The sequence below is a fragment of the Sphingobium mellinum genome (assembly GCF_037860795.1).
GTDB classification, from domain to species: domain Bacteria; phylum Pseudomonadota; class Alphaproteobacteria; order Sphingomonadales; family Sphingomonadaceae; genus Sphingobium; species Sphingobium mellinum.
On the sequence record NZ_JBANRK010000004.1, the window covers coordinates 76224 to 90281 of the forward strand.

General features: G+C 66.5%; 14 protein-coding genes. 8 read left to right on the top strand and 6 right to left on the bottom strand.

The window, feature by feature from the left end:
* Positions 1-81: 81 nt before the first annotated feature.
* The 7 genes from AAC640_RS08230 to AAC640_RS08260 all read left to right on the top strand — a co-directional run bounded on the left by AAC640_RS08230 (position 82) and on the right by AAC640_RS08260 (position 8368).
* The gene (locus AAC640_RS08230) at positions 82-2955 is read left to right on the top strand and encodes a M16 family metallopeptidase (protein WP_340265636.1); all 2874 of its coding nucleotides are present in this window, start codon (positions 82-84) and stop codon (positions 2953-2955) included.
* A 23-nt stretch (positions 2956-2978) separates the two neighbouring features.
* Complete coding sequence (locus AAC640_RS08235; protein WP_340265637.1) at positions 2979-3281, top strand: hypothetical protein; 303 nt, start codon at positions 2979-2981, stop codon at positions 3279-3281.
* 61 nt (positions 3282-3342) lie between these two features.
* Positions 3343-3792 carry a MarR family winged helix-turn-helix transcriptional regulator gene (locus AAC640_RS08240; RefSeq protein ID WP_340265638.1) on the top strand — a complete coding sequence of 150 codons (450 nt, stop codon included), beginning with the start codon at positions 3343-3345 and terminating at the stop codon, positions 3790-3792.
* On the top strand, positions 3789-5840 hold the full coding sequence (locus tag AAC640_RS08245; RefSeq protein WP_340265639.1) for an FUSC family protein: 2052 nt from the start codon (positions 3789-3791) through the stop codon (positions 5838-5840). Before AAC640_RS08240 ends, AAC640_RS08245 begins: the two co-directional genes overlap by 4 nt.
* Positions 5837-6052, top strand: a complete 216-nt coding sequence (locus AAC640_RS08250; protein ID WP_340265640.1) for a DUF1656 domain-containing protein — start codon at positions 5837-5839, stop codon at positions 6050-6052. The genes AAC640_RS08245 and AAC640_RS08250 overlap by 4 nt, the downstream gene beginning before the upstream one ends.
* Positions 6049-6948, top strand: coding sequence for an efflux RND transporter periplasmic adaptor subunit (locus tag AAC640_RS08255; RefSeq protein WP_340265641.1), 900 nt, complete (start codon positions 6049-6051; stop codon positions 6946-6948). Before AAC640_RS08250 ends, AAC640_RS08255 begins: the two co-directional genes overlap by 4 nt.
* On the top strand, positions 6941-8368 hold the full coding sequence (locus AAC640_RS08260) for an efflux transporter outer membrane subunit (RefSeq protein ID WP_340265642.1): 1428 nt from the start codon (positions 6941-6943) through the stop codon (positions 8366-8368). The genes AAC640_RS08255 and AAC640_RS08260 overlap by 8 nt, the downstream gene beginning before the upstream one ends.
* A 69-nt stretch (positions 8369-8437) precedes the next feature.
* Here AAC640_RS08260 and pal read toward each other — a convergent pair whose 3' ends face one another.
* Genes pal through ybgC form a run of 6 tightly spaced genes read right to left on the bottom strand, consistent with a single transcriptional unit; the run spans position 8438 to position 12963 of the window.
* Positions 8438-8950 carry a peptidoglycan-associated lipoprotein Pal gene (gene pal / locus AAC640_RS08265; protein ID WP_340265643.1) on the bottom strand — a complete coding sequence of 171 codons (513 nt, stop codon included), beginning with the start codon at positions 8948-8950 and terminating at the stop codon, positions 8438-8440.
* Between the two features lie 60 nt (positions 8951-9010).
* Positions 9011-10351: a Tol-Pal system beta propeller repeat protein TolB gene (tolB, locus tag AAC640_RS08270; protein WP_422794969.1), complete on the bottom strand. Its 1341-nt coding sequence runs from the start codon at positions 10349-10351 to the stop codon at positions 9011-9013.
* The gene (locus tag AAC640_RS08275; protein WP_340265644.1) at positions 10348-11256 is read right to left on the bottom strand and encodes a cell envelope biogenesis protein TolA; all 909 of its coding nucleotides are present in this window, start codon (positions 11254-11256) and stop codon (positions 10348-10350) included. The genes tolB and AAC640_RS08275 overlap by 4 nt, the downstream gene beginning before the upstream one ends.
* Positions 11257-11274: 18 nt before the next feature.
* The gene (tolR, locus tag AAC640_RS08280) at positions 11275-11736 is read right to left on the bottom strand and encodes a protein TolR (protein ID WP_340265645.1); all 462 of its coding nucleotides are present in this window, start codon (positions 11734-11736) and stop codon (positions 11275-11277) included.
* Between the two features lie 40 nt (positions 11737-11776).
* Complete coding sequence (gene tolQ, locus AAC640_RS08285) at positions 11777-12496, bottom strand: protein TolQ (protein ID WP_340265646.1); 720 nt, start codon at positions 12494-12496, stop codon at positions 11777-11779.
* Positions 12493-12963 (bottom strand): tol-pal system-associated acyl-CoA thioesterase, encoded by a 471-nt coding sequence (gene ybgC / locus AAC640_RS08290; RefSeq protein WP_340265647.1) that lies wholly within the window; start codon positions 12961-12963, stop codon positions 12493-12495. Before ybgC ends, tolQ begins: the two co-directional genes overlap by 4 nt.
* Positions 12964-13177: 214 nt before the next feature.
* Here ybgC and AAC640_RS08295 point away from each other — a divergent pair, with 214 nt between their 5' ends.
* Complete coding sequence (locus tag AAC640_RS08295; protein WP_340265648.1) at positions 13178-14056, top strand: 3-hydroxybutyryl-CoA dehydrogenase; 879 nt, start codon at positions 13178-13180, stop codon at positions 14054-14056.
* Positions 14057-14058 lie beyond the last annotated feature (2 nt).

Genomic DNA, 14058 nt, shown 5'->3' on the forward strand with positions numbered 1-14058 from the left:
CGGGAAGGCCTTGCTATGGTGCGCTGCCTGCGGCCTTCCCCGCTAACGCCGTGGTCTTTTATGGATTTTCATGAGGCGCCGATGACTTTTTCGCTTCTGTCGCGCCGGCTGGCCCTGACGCTCAGCCTGTCCTCGCTTGCGCTGGTGCCGATGACGCAGCCAGTGGCGGCCGCGCCCGCGACAGCCTCCTCGGTGGCGCCCGCCCCGCTCTCCAGCCTCGTCGCGGCGGTCGACATTCCCTATCAGCAGTTCACCCTGAGCAATGGTCTGCGCGTCATCGTCCATACCGACCGCAAGGCGCCGGTGGTGGCCGTGTCGGTCTGGTATCATGTCGGTTCCCGCTTCGAACCGCAGGGCAAGACCGGCTTTGCGCATCTGTTCGAACATCTCATGTTCTACGGCTCGGAAAATGCCGACGGGCCCTTTTTCGGCCGGCTAGAGGATATCGGCGCGACCGACTGGAACGGCACGACCTGGTTCGACCGCACCAATTATTTCGAAACGGTGCCGACCGGCGCGCTCGACCGGGCGCTGTTCCTTGAATCCGACCGGATGGGGCATCTGCTGGGCGCGGTCACCCAGACCAAGCTCGATGCCCAGCGCAGCGTCGTGCAGAATGAAAAGCGGATGGGCGAGAATGAGCCCTACGGCCTGGTCGAATATGCCCAGCTCGCCGCCATGCTGCCGGAAGGGCATCCCTATCGCCACTCCACGATTGGATCGATGGCGGATCTGAACGCCGCCAGCCTTGCGGATGTGCAGAACTGGTTCAGGACGCATTATGGCCCGAACAATGCGGTGCTGGTGCTGGCCGGCGACATCGATCTGCCGACTGCCAGGGCCAAGGTCGAAAAATGGTTCGGCAACATTCCCGCCGGTCCCGCGCCGAAGGATGTCGACGCCACCGTGCCGACGCTCGGTCATGACGTCGAAAAGCTGATGCACGACAATGTCGCGGCCACCCGGCTCTACCGCAACTGGATCGTGCCCGGCGTCAACTCGGACGATCTGCCCCAGCTTGACCTCGCCATGGCGGTCTTCGGCGGACTGGGTTCCTCGCGGCTCGACAATATCCTGGTGCGGGGCGAAAAGGTCGCGGTCGGGGTGAAGGCCAGCATCCAGCCGTTCGAGAAGCTTTCAATCGCCGAGATCACCGTCGACGTGAAGCCGGGGCAGGATGCGGTGGCGGTCGGCAAGCGGCTGGATCAGCTGCTCGCTGACTATCTCGCCAAGGGCCCGACCGCGGACGAGGTGCAGCGCGCCGCGACCCAGCAGCTCTCGGGCACGATCGGTGGCCTGGAAAAGGTCGGTGGTTTCGCCGGCAAGGCGGTGACCCTGGCCGAAGGCGCGGTCTATTCGGGCGATCCGGCGCAGTATAAGAAGGATCTTGCCGCCTACGCAGGCGCGACACCGCAGTCGGTCGGAAACGCGGCGCGCAAATGGCTGGGGCGGCCGGTGTTCCGGCTCACCGTGGCGCCCGGCCAGCGTTCGGCTGAAGATAATGCGCTTGCAGGCAATGCGACCCATCATCCCGCCTATTTCCGCGATCCCAAGAAGCCCGCGCCCGTCGCTTCAACCCCGCCGCCGCCGACCAAGGTTGCGGAGCCGGCGATCGAGCCGGTCAAGGACCTGGACTTTCCTGCGGTCGAACATGCGAGTCTGAAAAACGGCATCCCGGTCGTCTTCGCGCGCCGGGCGACTGTGCCCGTGGTGCGCGTGTCGGTCTCGTTCGACGCCGGCAACGCCGCCGACGACAAGGCGAAGCTCGGCACGGCGGGGCTGACGACGGCGCTGCTTGACGAAGGCACGAAGACACGCAGTTCGATCCAGATCGCCGAGCAGCAGGAGCGGCTGGGCGCTTCGATCAGCGCGGGCAATGGCATGGATACGACCAATGTCGGCCTCTATGCGCTGAAGCCCAATCTTGACGCCTCGCTGGCGCTGCTGGCCGATGTGATCCGCAATCCGGCCTTCGCCCCCGATGAGGTGGAACGGTTGCGCGGACAGATGGTGACCAGGATCGCGGCGGAAAAGACCGAACCGATGCCGATCGCGCAGCGCCTGCTGCCGCCGCTCCTCTATGGGCCGGCGCATCCCTATGGCATTCCCTTCACCGGCTCCGGTACGGAAAGCGGCGTCAAGGCGGTGACCCGGGACGACCTCGTCGCTTTTCACCAGACCTGGCTGCGGCCGGACAATGCGACGATCTTCGTGACCGGCGACACGACGCTCGCTGACGTCATGCCGTTGCTCGAAAAGCGCTTCGGCGATTGGAAGGCGCCTAAGGCGCCGAAGGGCAGCAAGATCTTCCGCATGGATCGTATGATGCGCCCCGCGCGCATCATCCTGGTGGACAAGCCGCAAAGCCCGCAGTCGATGATCTTGGCGGGCCTGTTGACGGCCAAGCGCGGCACCGACAATCCGATCACGCTGATCACCGCCAATGAAGTGCTGGGCGGCAGTTCGACCTCCCGCCTCATCATGGACCTGCGCGAAACGAAGGGCTGGGCCTATTATGCGGGCACGGGCCTGCCGGGCGTCAAGGAAACCATACCGCTGCTCGTCTATGCCCCGGTGCAGACCGACAAGACAGGCGAGTCCATCATCGCCGCGCGTAAGGACATTCGCGACTTTCTGACGGCGAAGGGCACGACCGAAACGGAGCGCAACCAGACGATCAACAGCCAGATCCTCTCGCTGCCGGGCAGTTTCGAAACCTCGTCGGACCTGCTCGCCGCGATGATGCGCAATCGGATGCTCGGCCGGCCGGACGATTATTATGAACAGCTTCCCGCCATATACCGCAGAATGACGGTGGCGGACCTCGACAAGGCCGCACGCGAGGCGATCGAGCCCGACCGGTTGATCTGGGTCGTTGTCGGCGATGCGAAGCTGGTGCGGCCGCAGCTTGACGCTGTCGGCCTGCCGGTCGAGATGGGCACGCTCGCCGACTGAGGCGACGATAAGGAGAAAGAACAATGGCAGATGTCGATGGAGCCTATGATTGCGTGGCCAAGACGCCGCTCGGGGAACAGAAGGGGGTGCTGACCGTCATCAGCGCCGGCGACGGCTTTCACGGGACTTTCGCAGGCCTGCTCGGGTCTCTCGATGTGGCCGATGGTAAGGTCGACGGCAATCGGCTGAGCTGGAAAATGAACATGACCATGCCCATGCCGGTGACGATGGACTGTGAGGCCGAGGTGAACGGCGACAGCATCAGCGGGACGATGCAGCTGGGCGCGTTCGGGGCGGCTGGATTCACCGGCACGCGTCGCGGCTGAATAGGTAACTGGCGACCGTCAGGTCCCTTGACGTGAGGTGTTAGTTAGCTATCTAAGTGTTATGTCCCGGTCGGAGCTCAAGCGCGCGCTCGCGCAAAAGGTGCCTCAGGTGGCGCGCAACTGGCGCCACCTTGCTGACGATGTGCTTGCGGAGCTGCGGATCTCCAACAGCGCCGGCTGGTGCCTGGTCCACCTCGACCGGATGGATCCGGACGTTCGGCAGGCAGATCTTGCCGAAGAATTGGGCATCACCCAGCCTTCTCTGGTGCGCACCTTGCACCAGCTGGAAGGGATGGGTCTGGTCGAGCGCGTCCAAAATCCGGAGGACAAGCGGTCCAACCGGGTCGCGCTGACCGCGGCCGGTCAGGCCCTTGCGCAGCGGATCGAGCAGCGCTTGAGCGAATTGCGTCGGGAACTGCTCGAGGGCGTGCCCGATGCCGCGATCGAGATTGTCGTCAATCTGATGGAGCTGCTCGGCCGCCGCATCGCCGAGCGCCGCCAGCAGCCATGAGCGAGCGCTTCGGCTGGCCCGCCGCGCTCTTTTCCCTCAAATGTTTGGCCGCTGGCATGCTGGCGCTTTTTATTGCGTTCAGCATCGGCCTGGAACGGCCCTATTGGGCGTTCCTGACATCCTACATCGTCGCTCAGCCTATGGCCGGCGCGGTCATTTCCAAGGGCGTGTTCCGCGTCGTGGGGTCGATCGTGGGCGGTGCATTCTCCGTCGCGATCGTACCGCCGCTGTCGAACGCGCCCGAACTCCTGTCGCTTGCGATGGCGTCATGGCTGGGCCTGTGCGTTTTCGTGTCCCTGCTCGATCGTACGCCGCGCGCCTACATGTTCGTGCTCGCCGGCTATACCGCCTGCCTGATCGTCTTTCCCAGCGTCGATGCGCCGGAAACGATCTTCACCGTCGCGACATTGCGCGTGCAGGAGATATTGATCGGCATCCTCAGCGCCAGCCTCGTGCATGGCGTGATATTTCCCGGGTCGGTGAGCGCGGTCCTGCTCGCCCGCGTGCAAGCGATCCTGCGCGATGCCGAACGCTGGTCTCATGACGCCATCGCCACCGCCCCTGTCGAAGGGCTGGAGGCCGAGCGCCGCCGGCTCGCACAGGACATCGCCGAATTGCACCAGCTGTCGATCCACCTGCCTTTCGACGTGTCGCGTCTGGCGCCGCGGATCAGGACCGTGCGCGCGATGCAGGATCAGCTCTCGCTCCTTCTGCCGCTGGGGGCGGCGGTGGAGGACCGCCTGGCTGAACTGAAAGCGGCAAGCAGGGGCATCGTGCCCGCCCCGACCGAGGCTCTGATCGCGGACGCTCGCGCCTGGCTGGCGGGGATGGGGGACGACAGCGCGGCGCGCGCGGCTGGCCCCCAAGCGTTGATCGATCGCTGCGCCGCGCTGGAGCCGCCAGCCAGCGCCGCCATGGACTGGGCGGCGATGATGCGGATGAGCCTGTATGCGCGCTTGGCGACGCTGATCGTCGCGCACCGCGACTGCCGCGACCTGTATGACCAGATGGCTATCCACAGCCGCCAGCCAGTCAACCCCCGCGTCGGGGAACTGCTGGAAGGGCGCCGCAATCGCGAACTGCACCGCGATTATGCCGGGGCGGCGCGCGGGGCGTTCGGGGCGTTCATCACCATCCTGATCGGTTGCGCGCTGTGGATAGGCAGCGGCTGGCAGGACGGCAGCACGGCCGTGATGTTGGGCGGGGTGTTCCTCGCGCTCTTCGCTGGGTTCGACAATCCGGCCGCCCCGATCAAGGGCTTCATGGTGGGAACGCTGATCGCGTCGGCGCTCGGTGCTCTCTATGGCTATGCGATCATGCCTCGGCTGGATGGCTTTGCGATGCTGGCCGCCGCGCTCGCGCCGCCGCTGCTGGTGCTGGGGGCGATGCTCGCCTCGCCGCAATGGAGCGGGATCGCGACGCCAACCCTGCTCGGCCTGGGCAGTCCCGCCCTGTTGTCCGACCGCTATGTCAACGAATTCGCCGCTTTCGTGAACGGCAATCTCGCGCAGCTGGTCGGCATCTGGTTCGCCATCATCATGGCGGGCCTGCTCCAGTCCGCCGGCGTCGAAGGTGCGATCCGCCGCACCATCCGGGCGACCTGGAACGACCTCGCCACCCGCAGCTCGATGATGACCACGCCCGACGTGCGCGGTTGGGTCAACCGGATGCTTGACCGCATCGCGCTGCTGGCACCGCGCCTCTCGATCGCGCGGCAGGAGGGAAGCGACCTGCTCTTCCACGCCCTGCGGGATTTGCGTACCGGGGTGGCGATAGGCGAATTGCGGCGGTTGCGGCTGACGCTGCCGGCCGAAGAGGATGCGCCGCTCGCCCGTGTGCTGGAGGATGTGGCGCGCCATTATCGCGGGCTGGACCCTGACAGCCCGGCGCCTGCGGAACCTGCCCTGCTTGCAGACATCGACCAGGCGATCGGGGCGCTGTCGCGCAACGAAAGCTCCGTCGTCCGGCGAGACGGCATGCTGGCGTTGGTCAGTTTGCGGCGAAACCTCTTCCCGGCAGGTCCAGCCTATCGGAATATGCCGGCATGACGGGAGAGATCGCGTTGGGCGGGGTGTTCGTGCCCACGCTGCTGCTGGTGGCGGTGTTCGCGCTGCTGCTCAGCTGGCTGGCGACGCGGCTGCTCGGCGCGCTCGGCCTCTATCATTATCTTGCCTATCGCGCGCTCGTCGATCTCAGCCTCTTCATCCTGATCCTGGGCGCTCTCGCCTTCTTCCTGCCCCCTCTCGGAATCCGTCCATGAACCGTCTTGCCAGCACGCTGGGCCGCAGCGCCGCCACCATCCTCATCGTCCTGGCTGCCATCTTCGTGGCGCTGTGGATGTGGAACCATTATGAGCGCAGTCCCTGGACACGCGACGGGCGCGTGCGCGCTGACGTGGTGCGGGTCACGCCCGATATCGGCGGCCTGGTGACCGCGGTCGCGGTGCATGACAACCAGCAGGTGAAGGCCGGCGACCTGCTCTTCGTGATTGACCGGCCGCGCTACGAACTGGCGCTGGAGCAAGCCGATGCTGCGGTGGCGAGCGCGCGGGCGACGCTGGGACAGGCGCGGCGCGAAGCCACGCGCGACCTTGCGCTGGGTGATCTCGTCGCGGCTGAGGCGCATGAACAGAATGTAGCGCGCGTGGCGACCGCGCAGGCCACCCTTGCCCAGGCGATCAGCCAGCGCGATGCCGCCGCGCTCAATCTGCGCCGCACGCGCGTGGCGGCCTCCGTCAACGGCGTGGTCACCAATCTCGACCTTCATGTCGGTGACTATGTGGCGGCGGGCAAGCAGGCGATGGCGCTGGTCGATCGTGACAGCCTGCGCGTCGAAGGCTATTTCGAGGAAACCAAGCTGCCGCTCGTGTGCGTCGGCGCGCCGGTCAAGGTGCGCCTGATGGGCGAGGCTACCGACCTCGATGGACGGGTCGAAAGCATCGCCTACGGCATCAATGACACGACCCGCAGCGATTCAGGCAATCTGCTGCCGACAGTGCAGCCCACCTTCTCCTGGGTGCGGCTGGCGCAGCGCATCCCGGTTCGGGTCAAGCTGGACAAGGTGCCGGCGGGCATGCGCCTGATCGCGGGGCGAACGGCCACGGTGACCGTGGAGCCGGTGAACAAGGGGCAGGCGGGGAACTGCCGGCATGCCTGATATCCTGATGGAACGATGCCGCCGCATGGGCAGGCGCCTGCCGCTGCTGGCCCTTGCCCTTGCCGCCTGCACCACCGCAGGGCCAGACTACCGGCCGCCCGATCATTCGGTCGCAGCGGCCCCCGGCGCGCAGGGCTCTTTTCACTCGGCGCAGGGTGCAGGCATCAGCCAGGCCGACCTGCCTGACCATTGGTGGCACCTCTATGACGACCCGAAGCTCGACACGCTGGTCGAGCAAGCGCTGGCCGCGAACAGCGACCTTCGCGTGGCGCAGGCCAATATCGCCGCAGCGCAGGCCGTGCTGCGTGAGGCCGAGGCGGGGCGTACGGTCAGCACCGCCGTCAGCGGTGGCGTGACGCTCGACCGGCCCTCTGGCACCGGGCTCAGCCTGCCGGGCACCGTCAATTATGATCTGGGGCTGGGCGCCTCCTATCCGCTCGACCTCAACGGCCGGATCAGGCGCGCGGTCGAGGCGAGCGGCGCTGAGCTGGAAGCCGTGGTGGCGGCGCGCGACTATGTGCGTGTGAGCGTCGCGGCGGCTACCGCACGGGCCTATGCCCAGGTTTGCGCGGCCAATTACTCGCTGGCCGTCAACCGCCGCGTCGTCGCCTTGCAAGAGCAGACGCTGGACGCCACTCGCCGCCTGTTCCGAGGCGGGCGCGGCACGGCCTTTGATGTCAGCCGCGCGCAGGCAGCGGTGGACGCCAGCGCGGCGACCCTCCCGGCGTTCGAGGCGCAACGGCAGACGGGACTCTATCTGCTGGCCACACTGACCGGGCGGCCACCCGCCGACTATCCCCGCGAGGTCGAAGGGTGCGCGGCGCTGCCGGGCCTCGTCCGCCCCTTGCCCGTGGGCGACGGCGCCGCGCTGATCCGGCGGCGGCCTGACATCCGGCAGGCGGAACGGACCATCGCTGCCGATACCGCGCGCCTCGGCGTGGCGATGGCCGACCTCTACCCGCAGGTCAGCATCGGCGGGTCAATCGGATTGGCCGGCCCGCTCAGGGATCTGGGCTCGGGGGCCTCCCTGGGCTTCAGCCTGGGACCGCTGCTCAGCTGGACCTTCCCCAATCGCCCGGTGGTCAAGGCGCGCATCGCCGGCGCCGATGCGCGGGTGCAGGGGGATTTCGCCGCCTTCGACGGCGCTGTGCTGGACGCGCTGCGCCAGACGGAAACGGCGCTCGAAAATTATCGCCGCGATGCAGAGCGGGCGACGGCGCTGGAGCGCGCCCGCCGGAGCGCGGCGGTGTCGGCCGGGCAGGCGGGCAAGCTGTTCCGCTTCGGTCGCGGCGATTTCCTCTCGCTGCTGGACGCGCAGCGCAGTCTTGCCAGCGCGGAAGCTGCGGCGGCGACGGCCCGCGTGCAACTGGTGCAGGACCAGATCGCCGTCTTCCTGGCGCTCGGCGGAGGCTGGACCTGATCGGGCGAGAAAAAAGCCCGCCGATCTGTTGACCGGCGGGCAACTGAAGCATGGTGCGACCCGAAGGCTTCAGTATTGAACGGTAACGGTCACCGCACGGCGGTTCTGCGCCCAGGCGGCCTCATCCGATCCCAGCGCGGCAGGCCGTTCCTTGCCGTAGCTGACGGTATTCATGCGGCTGGGGTCGATGCCCAGCGAGGCGAGATAATTTTTCGCGGCATTGGCGCGGCGTTCGCCCAACGCGATATTATAGTCGCGGGTGCCGCGTTCGTCGGCATGGCCCTCGATCGTGACGCGGACATTGGGGTTCTGCTGCAGCCAGGCGGCCTGGCTCTGCAGTGTCTGCTGGTCCTGCGCGTCGACATCATATTGATCGGTGTCAAAGAAGATGCGGTCGGACGAGACGGAGGCGACGAAATCCTCCTGGCTGCCCTTGGCCGGCCCTGCGGGCGTGGTGGTGCCAGTGCCGGTCTGCGTGCTGGTGTCGGCGGGCGGCGGCGGCAGTTCCTTGGGCGCCTTCTTGCCACACGCCGCGAGTGCCAGCACCGAAGCGGCGATCAGAAGGGGGCGGTTGAGTTTCATCGAAGTCTCCTCAAAAAATCCGTGAAGTCGTTACGACTTCGCGACGAAGTTGTTCCCTTGTCAGGGCAAGAGCGGTCCCCAGGCAGGGTCGGAGCCGCTGAGCGGCGTCGGGATGCGGCGTTCGTTCACGCCCGTCAGGTCCACCTGCCAAACCTGGCTTACGCCATCGCGGCCGGGGGTCGTGCGGAAGAATTGCAGCACCCGCCCATTGGGCGACCAGCTGGGCTGCTCATCCTGCCAGCCATTGGTGAGGATGCGCTCGTTATCGCCATTGGGCGTCATGACCGCGATCTTGAAGTCGCCCGAAATCTTGGTGAAGGCGATGAGGTCGCCGCGCGGGCTCCATTCCGGCGTCGCATAGCGCCCGCCGCCGTGGCTGATCCGGCGCTGCGCCGAACCGTCGGCATTCATGACATAGATTTGCTGGCTGCCCGAACGGTCGCTCTCGAACACGACCTTCGTTCCGTCGGGCGAATAGCTGCCGCCGACATCGATGCCGGGCGCGGTGGTGAGCCGCATCGGCGTGCCGCCACCCGCAGCCACGCGATAGATGTCGGTATTGCCCGCGACCGCCATGGAAAACAGGATGTTGCGGCCATCGGGCGACCAGCGCGGGGCGAAGGTGGCATTGTTGCTCTCGGTCACCAGCCGCTGCTTGCCCGTGCCGATGTCATAGACATAGATGCGCACCCGGCTGCCCAGATAGCTGACATAGACGATCGATTTGTAGTCGGGCGAAAAGCGCGGCGTCAGCGCGATCGACTGGCCGTTGGTGATGAAGCGGTGGTTCGCGCCGTCCGAATCCATGATGGCGAGCCGTTTGGTGCGGTTTCCTTTCGGCCCGCTTTCCGCGATATAGGCGATGCGGCTGTCGAAGAAGGGGCTTTCTCCCGACAGGCGGGCATAGATGGCGTCGGCGCATTTATGCGCGGCGCGGCGCCAGTCGCGCGGCGCGACGACATAGCCCTGGCGCGTCAGCTCCTGCTTGAGTGCCACGTCGTAGAGATAGCAGCCGACGGTGATGTCCGCCTCGCCTCCGGTGGTGCGCACGAACCCCTGGACCAGCGCCTGATAGGCGCTCCACTTGTCATAGGCGGGGCTGGTGACCTCGGCGAAGCCGATGGTGGGGATGCCAGCCGGCCCGGATGGTTCGAACAGGCCAGATCCCTTGAGGTCGGACGCGATCACTTCCGCGATCTTGCGGCCGAGTTCGGTCGACGACCCCGCCGGCGTCGACACTTCCGCCTGCGCGGGCAGGGCGGGCACGACGATCTTGAGGTTGGACGCGGACTCGTCGGTGACGTCGACGCTGAGCTGGGCCCGGGTCATGGGGGCGAAGGCTATCAGCAGCAGTGCGCCCAGCGCGGCCACGGCCTTCCCGGTCCTTGTGGGTGCGATCATTGCGAGAGCCTCTTGTCGAAGGAAATGCGGAGGGATTTCCAGCCGTCATAAAGATCGGCCGGAAGCTTGAATGGAGCGGCGAGCTTGATCGCGCGGATGGCCAGTTCCTGGTGCAGCTTCACCTGCGCGCGGTTGCTGTCGGTGATGCCGGTGGTGTTGAATATCTGCGGACTGCCGATGATCGCGCCATCCTTTGAAAGCTGCACGTCGACAAAGGTGCGCAACTGCTCGACGTCAGCGCCGGTCGGTGACTTCCAGTAGGGCTTCACCTGCCGCCGGATCTCCGCGTCCAGGGCAGCCTTCTGCGCCGGGCCCATGGCGACGGCGGGCGGCGGCGCGGCCTTGCGCGGCGCGTCAGATTCCGTGTCGATCCCTTTGAGGAAATCCTTGCCCAGCAGCGATCCCTTGGGCTTGTCCGCTTTCCCCTGGCCGGATGCGCGCGCGGGGGTGTCCGCCTTTGCCTTGGGTGCCGGCTTCTGGGCGGACTTGGCCGGGGCGGCGGCAGGCTGGGGCTTTTGCTGGCTCGGCTTGGCGGTCGGCCTTTCCGGTGCTGGCTTGGGTTTCGCCGCCGCCTTCGGCACGTCCTTCCTGGGCGGAGAGGGCGCTGGCTTGGGTGGTGCGGGCGTCGGCTCAGGTTGCGGTTGCGGTTGCGGTTCAGGCTGCGGCGCGGGCGCGGCATCTTCCGTGGGGCCTTTTTCCGGTGCGACGCTGGGCGGGGGCGGCTCAGTCGACACTTGCGGCGCGGTCGATTTCAGCGCCACCTCGTCCACCAGGCTGACATCCATGGGCGGCGAGTTCAGCTTCAGGGGGTTGGGGGTGGCAAGGAAGCCGACCGACAGCAGGCCGAACAGCAGGACATGTCCCGCCGTCGCCACGCCCAGGCCGATCTTCTCCGCACGCTCCATCGCCACGTCCTGCGGCCCCTATTCTGAATGACCGCTGACCGAACCCGCTTCGGTTCCGGTGCTGACCAGCGCAACCTTGTTGAGGCCCGCGCGGTTCAGTTCGCCCATCACCCGCATCACCCGGCCATAATCGAGCGCGGTATCGGCGCGGAGGAAGATTTGCGGTGGCGTCTTGCCCGCGCTGGCGGACATGAGCTCGGCCAGGCGATCGGGCAGGTCGGCGTCGCTCACCTGATCCTCGTCGATATAGAGGCCGCCGTCGCGGTCGATCGACACCACCGTGGGCTTTTGATCCTGGTCCAGACCCTTGGCGCGGGTTTCGGGCAGGTTCACCGGCACACCCGTCACCAGCAGCGGTGCCGTCACCATGAAGATGATGAGCAGCACCAGCATGACATCGACCAGCGGCGTGACATTGATGTCCGCGATCGGCGCGCGGCTGCGACCCCGGCGGCCGGAAGGAGGGCCGGACATGGCCATCAGTGCGGCCCTCCCATCTCCATGTCGGTGCGGATGACTGTCACCGCTGGGCCTCCAGTTCCCGGCTCAGCGTCGAATAGAAACCGTCCGCAAAGCGTGTCAGCTTCGATTCCATCCGGTTGATGCCATGGCTGAAGCGGTTGTAGGCGATCACCGCCGGGATGGCGGCGAACAGGCCGATGGCGGTCGCGAACAGCGCCTCGGCAATGCCCGGCGCCACGACGGCAAGCGAGCTGTTCTGTTCCTTGGCGATGGCCGTGAAGGCGCGCATGATGCCCCAGACGGTGCCGAACAGCCCGACGAACGGCGCCACCGACCCGATCGTCGCCAGGATGTTGAGCCGATCGGACAGCCGATCCACCTCCGCCCCGATCATGCTAGACATCGCGGTCGACAGGCGATCGCGTGTGCCGTCGCGGTCGATCACCTTCTGCGCTGTCGACCGGCGCCATTCGGTGACGCCCGCGGCCATCACCTTGGCGGCGGGAAAGTCCGCCTTGCCGCGGCCCTCGTAGAAGCGGTCGATGTCCTCCGCCTTCCAGAAATCCTCTTCAAAGGCGCTGCTCTGACGGCTGGCGCGGCGCAGCGTGACGCTGAAGCCGATGATCATCGCCCAGGTCCAGATGCTGGCGAGCACAAGCCCCAGCATCACCACCTTCACGACAATGTCCGCCTGCAGGAACAGGGCGAGCGGCGAAATGGTCGCAGCGTCGGTGGCGGCGCCGACCGCGGCGCCGAAGTCGGGCATCGAAAGGCTCATGGGCGGATGTCTTCCCCTATCATCAAACGGCTGAAAATATCGATCCAGGGCTTTGGTTGCCGCGTCGGGCGACCCTGATTTGTCAGGAAGGCGACGGAAACTTCGCCGTCGGTCAGTATTTCCTCGCCCCGCCTGACTCTTTGATGAATGGAGCAGGCCACCGGCCGGATCGCGGTGACGCGGCTCTCCACCAGCAGGTCATCGTCCAGCCGCGCCGGGCGACGATAGGCGATCTTGATGTCGGTGACGGCATAAACCCCGGTGCCGTCCTCCTGCGCTGCCCGCTGGTCGATGCCCGCGACGCGCAGCATGTCCGACCGGGCTCGCTCCATGTAGCGCAGATAATTGGCGTGATAGACCAGGCCCGACAGGTCGGTATCCTCAAAATAGACGCGCACAGGAAAGTGATGCACGGCGGCGATGAACCTTCCGGTCGCCGGCTCGGGCATGGGCACAGAAACGGACATGCGCGGCCTTTTAACCATCCTGCACGCGCGGCGCAAAGCGGGAATTGGCAGGCATCCCGCCATCCTGCCGGTCGGGCAGGGCCGTCCGTCCCGCATCGGGCTCGCCTCGTCGCAGGCGGGCGCCCTCAAGCGCCTTGGCCGGGGGCTGCAAAGCGCTGGCGGCAGCGCGTTTGCTTCGCTAGGGCGGCGTAGTTTAGTGAGATGGAGGCAAGGCATGACGGATATCTCGACCATCGGCGTGATCGGCGCGGGTCAGATGGGCGCGGGGATCGCGCAGGTATCGGCGCAGGCCGGCTATGACGTGATCCTGTGCGATGTCGATCTGGACCGCGCGGAAAAAGGGCGCGCGGGTATCGCGAGGCAACTGGCCAGGTCCGTGGAAAAGGGCAAGCTGGCGCAGGCCGATGCCGATGCGGCAATGGCGCGCATCCGCGCGAGCGGTGATATTGCCCCGCTCGAGCAGGCGCAGCTGGTCATCGAGGCCGCGACCGAACGCGAGGAGGTCAAGCGCGCCATCTTCGGCAATGTCGGCAAGCTGCTGGCGCCCGGCGCTATCCTTGCCACCAATACCTCGTCCATCCCGATCACCCGGCTGGCGCAGGCGGCGCCGGATGCCGCCCGCTTCGTTGGCGTGCATTTCTTCAACCCGGTGCCGGCGATGGCACTGGTGGAACTGATCCGGGGTCTTGCGACCTCAACCGAGACGGTGGACGCCGTTGAGGCCTATGCGGCAAAGCTCGGCAAGCAGGTCGTGCATGCGTTCGACGCTCCGGGCTTCGTGGTGAACCGCATCCTGATGCCGATGCTGAACGAGGCGGTGTTCGCGCTTGGTGAGGGCGTGGGCACCGTCGCGGACATCGACGCTGGCGCGCGACTGGGGCTCAACCATCCGATGGGTCCATTGACGCTGGCCGACTTCATCGGCCTCGATACCTGCCTGGAAATCTGCAAGGTGCTGCAGGGGACGACCGGCGATCCCAAATATCGCCCCGCTCCGTTGCTGGTGAAATATGTCGAGGCAGGCTGGCTCGGGCGCAAGACCGGCAAGGGCTTTTACGACTATTCCGGCGCGGAGCCGGTGCCGACGCGCTGAGC